Below are 11,358 nucleotides of genomic sequence, written 5' to 3'. Positions count from 1 at the left end.
ATTATCTATTTTCATTATTTTATCTCTTGCTTTAAGATGTGTAATGGGTAAAGAAGAAAATAAACAAAAAAATATTATGAGTAATACAAGTCTTATTGAAGGTATAAATCTTTCAGAATCATTCATAAAGAATATAGAATTAAAACAATATAAATACAAAGGTATCTATATTGAAGATCTAAAATTAAATTCTTTTCCTAAAAAATTATAAGATATAAGTTTGGTTGTGAAATCAATTTTTTGTATCTCTGTGAGTGAGTAATCTATTTTTGTATATTTTTGATTCTCAATACGATATTACAAAAAAATAATTAAATTATTATTTTTTAAAAGTTTAAATTACTTCATTAGATATTAGAAATGCAAACTGAAATGATAAATTCTCATATTTTCAAAAACGTCTTCTCTATATTAAGTAAGGAAGTGAAGCTTGAATGCTTATTAGTTCTTGTTTTGTTGTCCATACAAAATTCTTATGGACAGCAGGTTTTGGGAATAGTACAACATGACAACAATCCGATAGAGTATTGTAATGTGGTGGTAAAAACCACAGAAGATTCTGCATTTGTTACAGGAACAGTAACAGACCAATTAGGATCCTTCATGATTGACAAGATAGATGTTGGGAGCTACTTTTTAGAAGTTTCATGTGTAGGATATGAAAAACAGAGACTCCCTTTTACAGTTACTTCTGAGCAGACTGTTCATTTGCAAGTAGAGCTTCCACTTAGTGAAAATTTCTTAACCGGAGTTACAATTACCGCTTCTCATAAAATTTGGGAGAGAACGAATAATTCATTAGCCATGAAAGTCGAAGGGACTCCGCTTGCCGATATGATTTCTACTATTGATGTCTTAGCATATATGCCAGGAATTATAGCTGATAATTCTGGTATAAAATTAATCGGAAAAGACAATCTGCTTATTTTGATAGATAATCGTGTAGTATCCTCATTTTCAGAGGTGGAAAACCTAAGTGTAAACTCAATTAAATCAGTTGCTCTCGAGAAAAATACAGGCGTAAGATATGACAGCAAGTATAAATCTGTCTTGCGAATTACCACAAAGAAAAGTAGTAATAATGCAGTAGAAATAAGCCAAAGGACGAAAGTGGGTAGGAAAATTTCAAATACTGAAAACGCCAACTTTTATCTCGGATCAAGTAAAATAATACTTAATGGTGGAGTAGTTACGAATTTCCGTAACGATTTGAATCATTACACTGTGGAGACACAAAATGTAGAGAATAATGCCCAATACATTAGTCAGCAGTCAATACAGAACAAACGAAAAGGCTTCGATACTTCACTTGGACTTAAATATGAGTTCAGTGACAACCATTACGTGCAGTTTTATAATGATTTCTATTATGCGGGAAACAAGCCTATTAACAAAAGTACTACGGAGTATCTTGAAACAAACTTGCATGAGCAGCTATTTACAGAGATAACATCAAACTACAATGAAAAGAATAATCGGTTGAACCTCTTCTACAACCTACCACTATTGAAAGATAGTCATTTAGAATTAAATCTTGACTACATATACAAATCTTCTAATGACAAGCAAGCAATCAAAGACTCCAATAAACAAAAAACAAATGATTATCACATAACTTATAAAGGGAATTATAACGTTTATTTGGCTCAGTTAAACTATTCAGGCATATTTTGGCGTTCATTCGATGGAAACTTGGGCTTAGACTATATGAATTTGGCGAATAATACCTCTTCCTATAATAGCTCGGAAATGGCGAATGCGATAAATAACGAGGGAAAGCATAGAGAACAACAGATTGCGTATTACATCAACCTGAAAAAGCAATTAAATAAATTTGGGCTTCAAGCAGGTTTCAGATACGAATCGGTTTGGCTAAAATATAAAGACACGAAAGAGTATGCTGAACAAACAAAACGAATCAATAACTTTTTTCCATTTATATCTTTAGATGTAAATTTATTTTCTAAATGGAACCTTTCCTTGGCGTACGACAGAAAGATGAACCTTCCTTCTTATCAGCAATTAAACCCCATCATAACCTATTATGACAAGTATAGTTATAGAATAGGAAATCCAAATTTGGAACCAGTCTATTTTAACAACTTCTCATTAAATGCATTATACAACAATATTTTGAACCTTTATGTGGAATACTCCTTTATAAGGAACCAAATACAGGAAGTGCCAATGCCTGATACTACTAACCAACAAGTGATTAAAGTAATTCCTATCAATATAGCGAAGAATCATCAAATAAGTATCGGAGCAAACCTGACGAAACGATTGGGGAAGCATCAGTTAGGTTTCCATAGTGCACTTTTAGCTCAAAAAAGTCAATTAGATAATTTAATTGTTGATAAAAATCGCTTTTTTCCTTTTTTCTATGTATCAACTAATTATGACTATCGTTTACGGGATAATATAAACTGTTATGTGAGAATAAATTATACTAGTAAAACAGAAAATATCATTTTTAAACAGTATCCGTCATTTAGTACTAGTACAGGCATTACTTTCAGCTTCTTTGATAAAAGAATGCAACTGAATATAGTCTGCAACGACCTTTTTCGTACAGAGGATTCTGATTGGGAAGTAAAGTATTTAAACATCAATAATTTACAAAAGAATAATGTAGACTCACGATTCTTTTCTATTCTTCTTAAATACAATATCAATAAGGCTTCTCATAAGAATGAAGTAAAGAATTTGGATGATGTATTAAATAGGTTGTAATGGCGACATTGCTTCTGTCCTTATGACAAACAATAGAAATTATAACTTACATTTGGGATAAAAGAAGCAGAGAGAACAGGTAAAAAGCTAAGGAAATAACTTAAAGAACTTGATATTACCTATGGTTCTATAGCGACTGATGTTTGGAAAAGTTTTAAAACAACTTTTAAAGAGGATAAACATCGAATTAGGGAAAAATATACTGTTGAAATAGAAGAAAATAATTGCAAATTGCAATATAGAATAAAATGAACTTTAATAAAATACACTATTCTCAAAAGTGTATAATAACTTTCAAGAACAGTGTATTTTTTTAATGTAATTAATCGTCCCTAATTAAAAGGCTTTAATACGATACATCATACCAAGACTAATACGATTGGTGTTTACTGTATTATCTGTCAATTTATTTTCACGGCTTCTCCCTATATAAGCTAAAAAGAAACGTAAATCTTGATCTTTAAAAGGCATATACTCTACTCCCGCAAAATAGCCTAATCCCACCATTTTGTTGTTAGCTAAACTATTTTCTGCTGTTTCATAAATCCCCTGTGCAAATACATTAAGCATAGGTATAGGTTGGTATTCCCCCTTGAGAACCAAACTATTATATTTTGCATCTTTTAAAAGTGGATCTGCACTACTATTAGGAGTGTATTTAAGTCTGTCCAATTTTTCATCAGCTCTCATATAATCAAAATAAGCTTGGAATTTAGGCAAATTGAGCTTAGTACCTAACATCACCATAGTATTATTATAACCATCAGCTTCACTTTGTAAACCTACTGCATAACGAGTTTGAAGTACTCCATCAAAAAGATTTCCATTCCAATTGAAAATATAAGTAAGAGGAGCTTTGCTTGCCTTGATGTCTGCAGGAGTCCCATAAATATCAGAGAACTTAGCATTACGAACATCTGTAATTTGTAAGTTAAACTCGTGATTGGCATTAGGAGCAAAAGTAATCATACCTCCAAGCATGAAATTATCCATATTCTCTATAAAATCAGTATATTCATAGATATTCATTGGGTTAAGGTCAAACTCAAATCCGCCCCATGTTTGACACATTTTACCTACAGTAAGAGCCCACTTATCATTCAAGCGAAAACCAGCATAGAGCATATCCGTTGCTTTTGCTAAATTATCCAAAGAGGTAGCTGCATTAGGTTTATTCAAGCGGTGACGAAAACGATAAAAAATACGGTCAGTAATATCACCTCTCATTTCTAACCGTAATTGTCTGGCTTTAAATTCTGCTTTATTGGTATCTCCTTCATCGGGAAGAAGAGCGTCAAAGCTAGATTGGAAATTAAAGAAAAGATTAAACTTCTTATTAAGAGGATTTTCTCCCTCTGTTTGTGGCATAGAAGGTGACTCAAGCATAAGAGCCTGCGTAGGACGAGACATTTTAAGCTGTTCCAATTCTGACTTTAGCTGATTTATTTGCCCTTGTAAATCCTCCTGTGCAAAAGCTACTGCTGTAGAGAGAAATACTATAGATACTATTAGTCTTTTCATTTTTCTAAAAATTTATTTGTTAATAAAAAATCAAGGTAAAAAGTAATAAATCTTGAATTACTTTTTACCTTATTAGCTAACTTTAAAAATTAGTATTCATTAAAATATTGTTGGATTTGTTGCCAATCCTTAGTCTTTGTAAGAGCTAACATGAGTAATACACGAGCTTTCTGAGGATTAAGTGCTTGGGAAGCCACAAAATGATATTTAGCATCATCTACTTCTGCATCTTGAGTGGTGGCTCCTGTAGGAACACGTGAGGAACGTACAATTTGAATACCTTTTTGTTGTGCTTTCACTGCTAAATCCAAAATAGTATGATAAAAGTTTCCATTACCTACCCCTGCATGTACAATACCATCAAACTTAGCATCAATAAAAGCTTTCATAGGAAGTTCTGATACGTTGGAATAACTATATACAATGCCTACTTTAGGAAGAGATTTAAGATTATCTACATTGAAAATAGATTGAGTTGTATGCTTGTTAGTAGGAGTACGACCAAAGAAGACCTTACCATTATGAATATAAGCTAATTTTCCATAATTAGCTCCTTTGAAAGTTTCTACTGCAGTAGTATTAGTTTTGATAACGTCCTTAGCATCCAAAACAATATCATTCATACATACCATGACTCCTTTTCCTCGTGCATTTTTATCAGCAGCTACTGCTACGGCATTATATAAGTTTAGAGGTCCATCCGCACTCATCCCTGTTGCAGGACGCATAGCTCCAACTAACACCACAGGTTTGTTACTATGCACTGTAAGATTTAAGAAATAAGCTGTTTCCTCCATAGTATCAGTACCATGAGTAATAACTATACCGTCATAACCTTCTTTATTAAGAAGTTCATTGATACGCTTAGCAAGTTTAAGCCATACATCATCATTCATATCTTGAGAACCAATCTTCACAATTTGTTCACCAGATACATCGGCTAAGTTCCTTACTTCAGGAACTGCTTGTAAGAGTTGATTAATCCCCAATTCACCTGCTTTGTAGTTTGTTTCAGTAGCAGACTTACTCACTCCTGCAATGGTACCACCTGTTGCGAGAATACGTACTTTCGGCTTTTGTGCGAAAGCTACCACAGACATCATTATTAATAATGTAAGGGCAATTTTTTTGAATGTTCTTTGCATTTTGTATTTATTAATGATTAAATTATATTCAAAACATATTAAAATTCAGAATACAAAATTAAATCCTTTTTTAAAAACAAACAAAAAAAAGTGTTTTTTTAATATTATTTAATATTTATTATACTTTAATATACTAAAAAGTAGGCTATTATCTTAATACATAAACAGGAATTATAAACAGTTTATAAGAGTTTAAAATCCTTATGTGATAAGCTGTTTTAATATAGTGTAAATTATTGATCACTTAATATCAAATTTATTGTCAGAGCATTACTTTTATAACTACACATTAGCATTTTATATTGAAATTGGTATCTTTTTGTATCTGCATTGAACAAGAGTTTGAAACTCTACCTACATGAATTAAAGTCTTTTGGGAGAATTCTTTATAAGTATCAAAAAGTGAGATTATAAAATTTTGTTAATTATTATTTTAAATAAAGAAAAAAATATACTTTTGCGAGCAAATATTAATTGATAATTAAATAAAATGAATTTAAAGAAATTTTCTAAAAATGCAGTACTTGCTTCTATAGCTACAGTACTTTTTGTATCATGTGCTAAGAACAATGATGAACATGTGTATACTCCAGAAGAATCCAAGGCTATAGTACAAGCTACAATGGATAACTTCTATGACTGTATGAAAAAACTCAATGATGGAGGTTTTGCAGATTTCTTTTACAATGCTTTTTTTAAAAAAACTGTAAATAATAAAGGGAAAAATCAGTCTTGGTCGGCTTACCTAAGTGAAAAATTTGATGCTCAGCACTTTGCTGATGCTCTACAAAATACAAATGGCTTTAACTACCAATCTCTTAAGGGCACTTACTCTTGGAACAAAAATAAAGAACTTTGGGAGAAAACAGCCAATAATAATAACATCACCTTTAATTTCCCTGCTACTAAAGAAGCGACCTCTAATAATGCAGTATTCACTGTAGACCAATATGAAGATTTTGAAGCTTCTTACAAAGATAAAATCTACCGACTTCCTGTCAAAGGGCATGCTGTAGCTACTATAGATGGAGTAAAGGTGTTTGAACTAACTATCAAAAACGCTACCTATGATAAAAAGACTAATTTCACTATGCCTTTAACCGCAGATGTTAGTATATACACAAACCCTTTTACTACTACTATCAAATGGAACAGACAAACTCCTGAGAACTTTATCTTTAATTTTTCCTTCTCTTCCAATGAAGGATGCGCTACTACACTGCGAGCTGATATAAAACTCAATACTTCTGATTATGGAAATATAACTAACATAAAAGCTATTGACAATATCTCATTCGTAGCAACTCAAAGTGAATTACGTATTGTAGGTAATGTTGATGTAAAGAGTATTAACAAAATAGAAGGAAGAGAAATCACAACAGAAGAAATTAATACTTTTATAAGAGCAGATTTATTCAAAGGCAATAGTAAGATTGCAGATGTAAAGTATGAAAAAGAAAAGGACAGTGGAGTTATCTACTTTATCTTTTCAGATGGATCTAAAGAAAAAGCTGAAAAATATATTAGTGATTTTGAAGAAAAAATAACTAATATCTTTAAGCGATTTGATAAAAATAACTAATGAAAAGATACTTCCTCATTCTATTTTTTAGTAACATTGCTCTCGCACAAGAGAGCAATGTTACTTTTTCTTCTATTGATTCTCTATCAGAAAGCTCCTCCCTTTCTTCTTGCAAACACCAAATAGGGATAGGACTTTCTAAGTTTGTTAATTCTGCATTCCCAAGTGATAGCAATGCTTTTTTGTTAGAATATCGCTACCTAAAGACTCCTGCTGTAGCCTATCGGGCAGGAGGGGATTATCATATAGAATCTACTAAGGATAGCCGCTATGAGGTTGCTTTAAAGATAGGAATTGATAAGCTCTTTAGAAATTATAAGAAATGGAAATTTTATTATGGAATTGACCTCGGGGGTCGTTATCTATACTACAAAAATAGAGAACAATATTTCATAAGTACAACTCTCAATCCCTTTATAGGGATACAATATCAATTAAGCCAAAATTTTTCTATCTCCACAGAACCTGGGTTTTTTCTAAAATATAATTTTCGGAAGGATTTAAAAAGTTTTGATTCACAGAATCAAACTAATTGGTGGGAAAGTCGATTAGCTAAAATAGGCTTCCTACAGTTAAATTTTCATTTTTAATCCTTATTCTGATAAATAAAAAAGTCTAAGATAAACCCCTTTATCTTAGACTTCCATAACTAAACCTTAAAAATCAATGTATTGCGGAGAAAGAGGGATTCGAACCCCCGGAGGTGTTACCCTCAACGGTTTTCAAGACCGCCGCATTCGACCGCTCTGCCATTTCTCCAGAAATAATCATCTTAATTGGTTGATTGCGGGTGCAAAATTATAACTTTTTTCCTATTCTGCAAAGAAAAATCACACTTTTTTTGATTAGCAAATTTAAACTACTTACTGTCAAACATTTATATACTCCTTATAAAAATAAATTCAAAAAAAGTTTTTTTACTTGAAATAATTTTTTACCTTTGTGTGATTTTAAGGAAAAATACTATTTATAATTTATAGTTATGCTAGCACATCCTATCCATATTTTCAACTCTATCTTAGATAATGATTTTTATAAATTCACTATGCAATGTGCTGTAGTAAAACTCTTTCCTTCAATAAAAGGAAGATATGAGTTTATTAACCGTGGAAAGCACAAATTTCCAGAGGGCTTTGCCAGCGCAATGCAAGAATCTGTCAATCAGATGAGTCAATTAAAATTATCCAAAGAAGAGAAAAATTTCTTAAGAACATCTTGTCCTTATTTGAATCCTGCTTATATTGATTTTTTGGAAGGTTATCGCTATGACCCTTCTGAGGTACATATTTCTCAAAAAGGAAATGAACTTAAAGTAAGTGTTGAAGGGTATTGGTATAGAACTATTCTATGGGAAGTGCCTCTATTGGCTACTATCAGTGAGCTTTATTACAAACTAACCGGTGCAGTGGCTTGGAGTGATGAACAAATAGAAAGCAATACCTCTCACAAAGCACATGATTACGAATCACTGGATGTTATTTTTGCCGAATTCGGTACACGCCGAAGACATTCATACCATGTACATGATATTGTTATGCGAACTCTGACCAAATCGCATCGCTATAACTTTATAGGAACAAGTAATGTTCATTTTGCTATGAAGTACCAAGTAAAACCTATTGGTACTCATGCTCATGAATGGTTCATGTTTCACGCAGCAGAATATGGTTTTAAGATGTCTAATGCCATGTCCTTAGAGCATTGGGTAGATGTGTATCGTGGTGATTTGGGAGTTGCTCTTTCTGATACTTATACTACAGATGTCTTCTTCAAACAATTTGATACCAAGTTCGCCAAACTATTTGATGGAGTACGCCATGACAGTGGAGACCCTATTGAGTTTGCTAATAAAACCATAGAACACTATAAGAAATTCGGTATTAATCCTCTTTCCAAATATATCATCTTCTCCGATGGGTTGACTCCTGAAAAGGTTGAAGCCATTACCAAATACTGCCGTGGTAAAATAGGTTTTTCCTTCGGTATAGGCACCAACCTTACCAATGATGTAGGACTGCAACCTATGAATATTGTCATGAAACTCACTGAAGTACTTACCTCCGACCACGAATGGGTAAAAACCGTTAAACTCTCTGATGAACCACTCAAGCACACAGGAGACCCACGGATGATAGAATTGGCAAAGGAATTATTACGTATTCACTCTTAAAAAACGACTATGAGTATATTGAAGAAAACAAATATAATTGCCTATACTCTAATGATCTTGGGAGTATTATTGTTATACTTACAATCTAGCAAAGAATATCGGTATTTCCAGGAACAGTATGTACTTATTGCAGGGCTTGTTTTATTAGTAGTAGGTATATATATGTTATCAAAGAAATTAACCCCGAGAGAACACAAATAAATCAAATATTCGTAAATAATTTAAAAACCAAAATTTTATGTCAGTATTAAAAATTGGAATCAACGGATTCGGACGTATTGGACGTTTAGCTTTTAGAGCTATCTCAAAACGTGCCAATATAGAAGTAGTAGGAATCAATGACCTACAAGACGTAGAGTACATCGCCTATTTACTAAAATATGACTCTGTTCATGGCACTTTCCCTTTGGATGTAAAGGCTGAAAATGGACACCTCGTAGTAGATGGAAAAACTATTCGTATTACAGCTGAGAAGGATCCTAATAACCTTAAATGGAATGAAGTGGGAGCCGATGTAGTACTCGAATGTACAGGGCTTTTTACTACTTTGGAAAAAGCAAAAGCACACCTTAACGCAGGTGCTAAGAAAGTAGTTATCTCTGCTCCTTCTGCTGATGCTCCTATGTTCGTAATGGGAGTAAACCACAAAAGTGTAAAACCTACTGATACTATCGTATCCAACGCTTCATGTACTACTAACTGTTTGGCTCCTATTGCTAAAGTTATCAATGATAACTTTGGTATAGATGAAGCTCTTATGACCACTGTACATGCCACTACTGCTACCCAACTTACCGTAGATGGACCTTCTAAAAAGGATTGGAGAGGTGGACGTTCTGCCCTAATCAACATTATTCCTTCTTCCACAGGAGCTGCTAAAGCAGTAGGTAAAGTAATCCCTGAATTGAATGGTCGCCTTACAGGTATGTCCTTCCGTGTACCTACTGCCGACGTTTCTGTAGTGGATTTAACTGTAAAAACTAAAAAAACTACTTCTCTTAAGGAAATTAACGAGGCTATGAAAAAAGCTTCTGAAGGAGAACTTAAGAACATTTTAGCCTATACTGAAGAATCTGTTGTATCACAGGACTTTGTAGGATGTACTAATACCTCCATCTATGATGCTAAAGCAGGTATTGAACTTAATGACCACTTCTTTAAAGTAGTTTCTTGGTATGATAATGAAGCTGGCTATTCTAATAAGTTAGTAGATTTAGCTCAACATGTAGCATCTCTTTAATTAAGTATGCCTCACTAGTTCATGAAAAAGACGTGTGATTTTTTTGATAAAAGCATACGTCTTTTTTAAAAAATATCTTTTCTTAACTTAATACCTTAAAATTATGATTCTTATAGTAGATAGTGGTGCTACCAAAGCTGATTGGACAGCACTGAATGAAAAGGGGATGAAAGAGTTTGGCACGCAAACTCTTGGTCTTAACCCTGAAGTACTTACTGAAGAAATAGTAATGGAACGACTTACTACTAATGAGCAACTCAATGAAAATCGCAAACGTGCCCGTCATGTATATTTCTATGGGGCTGGTTGTGGAACTGAGCGTCTCCGTACTTTTCTCCATGCTATTCTGCAACGATTTTTCTCTAATGCTACTATAGTAGTAAAAGAAGATACTTATGCAGCTGTACATGCCACCACAGCAGATGGAGAAAAAGCTATTGTTGGAATTTTAGGAACAGGTTCTAACTGCTCCTATTGGGATGGTAAAGAACTCTATCAAGCAGTAGATTCCTTGGGATATTCCCTTATGGATGAGTGTAGTGGTAATTTCTTTGGGAAAAGGCTTATTGTAGATTATTACTTTAAAATTATGCCAGAATCCCTAAGAAGCAAGTTTGAACATCAATATGAACTTAACTCTGATGTTATCAAATCTCACTTATATAAGCTCCCTAATCCTAATAGTTACTTGGCTACCTTTGGTCGTTTCTTGGTAGAAAATAAGGAGGATGACTATTGTAACCGTATTATCAAAGAAGGGTTACAACTTTTTATAAATCACTGGGTAGTACAATATGAAGTACGCAATGAAGTACCTATTAATTTTGTTGGAAGTATTGCTTTTTACTTGCAAGATATGGTAAGGGAGGTATTCGCTGCTAATGGATTAAAAGTAGGAAAAATCCTTCGTAAACCTATTGACGGTTTAGTGGAATACCATCTTCATCATGGAAATAGGAAATAATTC

General features: G+C 33.0%; 9 protein-coding genes, 1 tRNA gene and 1 pseudogene. 8 read left to right on the top strand and 3 right to left on the bottom strand.

Annotation, left to right across the window (positions count from 1 at the left end; genetic code table 11):
* The 3 genes and pseudogenes from HMPREF9071_RS12385 to HMPREF9071_RS12675 all read left to right on the top strand — a co-directional run.
* A pseudogene (locus tag HMPREF9071_RS12385) lies at positions 1-211 on the top strand (hypothetical protein); the annotation flags it as partial.
* 149 nt (positions 212-360) lie between these two features.
* Positions 361-2,733 (top strand): outer membrane beta-barrel family protein, encoded by a 2,373-nt coding sequence (locus HMPREF9071_RS06970; RefSeq protein WP_009745902.1) that lies wholly within the window; start codon positions 361-363, stop codon positions 2,731-2,733.
* A gap of 114 nt (positions 2,734-2,847) precedes the next feature.
* The gene (locus HMPREF9071_RS12675; protein ID WP_117601766.1) at positions 2,848-2,985 is read left to right on the top strand and encodes an IS1 family transposase; all 138 of its coding nucleotides are present in this window, start codon (positions 2,848-2,850) and stop codon (positions 2,983-2,985) included.
* 84 nt (positions 2,986-3,069) lie between these two features.
* Here HMPREF9071_RS12675 and HMPREF9071_RS06965 read toward each other — a convergent pair whose 3' ends face one another.
* Together HMPREF9071_RS06965 and ansB are read right to left on the bottom strand one after the other, a co-directional pair.
* Positions 3,070-4,254, bottom strand: coding sequence for a porin (locus HMPREF9071_RS06965; protein WP_009745901.1), 1,185 nt, complete (start codon positions 4,252-4,254; stop codon positions 3,070-3,072).
* 89 nt (positions 4,255-4,343) lie between these two features.
* The gene (gene ansB / locus HMPREF9071_RS06960; RefSeq protein ID WP_009745900.1) at positions 4,344-5,399 is read right to left on the bottom strand and encodes an L-asparaginase 2; all 1,056 of its coding nucleotides are present in this window, start codon (positions 5,397-5,399) and stop codon (positions 4,344-4,346) included.
* A gap of 490 nt (positions 5,400-5,889) precedes the next feature.
* On the opposite strand from ansB, the gene HMPREF9071_RS06955 reads away from it, so the two are divergent.
* Together HMPREF9071_RS06955 and HMPREF9071_RS06950 are read left to right on the top strand one after the other, a co-directional pair.
* Positions 5,890-6,981 carry a hypothetical protein gene (locus tag HMPREF9071_RS06955; protein ID WP_009745899.1) on the top strand — a complete coding sequence of 364 codons (1,092 nt, stop codon included), beginning with the start codon at positions 5,890-5,892 and terminating at the stop codon, positions 6,979-6,981.
* A complete protein-coding gene (locus HMPREF9071_RS06950) occupies positions 6,981-7,571 on the top strand; it encodes a hypothetical protein (RefSeq protein WP_009745898.1) in 591 nt (196 codons plus the stop codon). Before HMPREF9071_RS06955 ends, HMPREF9071_RS06950 begins: the two co-directional genes overlap by 1 nt.
* An 84-nt stretch (positions 7,572-7,655) precedes the next feature.
* Here the strand turns inward: HMPREF9071_RS06950 and HMPREF9071_RS06945 are convergent.
* Positions 7,656-7,740, bottom strand: a tRNA-Ser gene (locus HMPREF9071_RS06945).
* Between the two features lie 223 nt (positions 7,741-7,963).
* Here HMPREF9071_RS06945 and pncB point away from each other — a divergent pair.
* From pncB to HMPREF9071_RS06930, 3 genes are all read left to right on the top strand, one after another.
* Positions 7,964-9,151, top strand: a complete 1,188-nt coding sequence (gene pncB / locus HMPREF9071_RS06940) for a nicotinate phosphoribosyltransferase (protein WP_009745897.1) — start codon at positions 7,964-7,966, stop codon at positions 9,149-9,151.
* A 238-nt stretch (positions 9,152-9,389) separates the two neighbouring features.
* Complete coding sequence (gene gap / locus HMPREF9071_RS06935) at positions 9,390-10,391, top strand: type I glyceraldehyde-3-phosphate dehydrogenase (protein WP_009745895.1); 1,002 nt, start codon at positions 9,390-9,392, stop codon at positions 10,389-10,391.
* A gap of 103 nt (positions 10,392-10,494) precedes the next feature.
* Positions 10,495-11,355 carry a hypothetical protein gene (locus tag HMPREF9071_RS06930; protein WP_009745894.1) on the top strand — a complete coding sequence of 287 codons (861 nt, stop codon included), beginning with the start codon at positions 10,495-10,497 and terminating at the stop codon, positions 11,353-11,355.
* Positions 11,356-11,358: the final 3 nt, after the last annotated feature.

It is taken from the genome of Capnocytophaga sp. oral taxon 338 str. F0234, from assembly GCF_000192225.1.
Classification (GTDB): Bacteria; Bacteroidota; Bacteroidia; order Flavobacteriales; family Flavobacteriaceae; genus Capnocytophaga.
The sequence above is the reverse complement of the archived record's forward strand: the minus strand, read 5'-3'. Positions and strand labels throughout refer to the sequence as shown.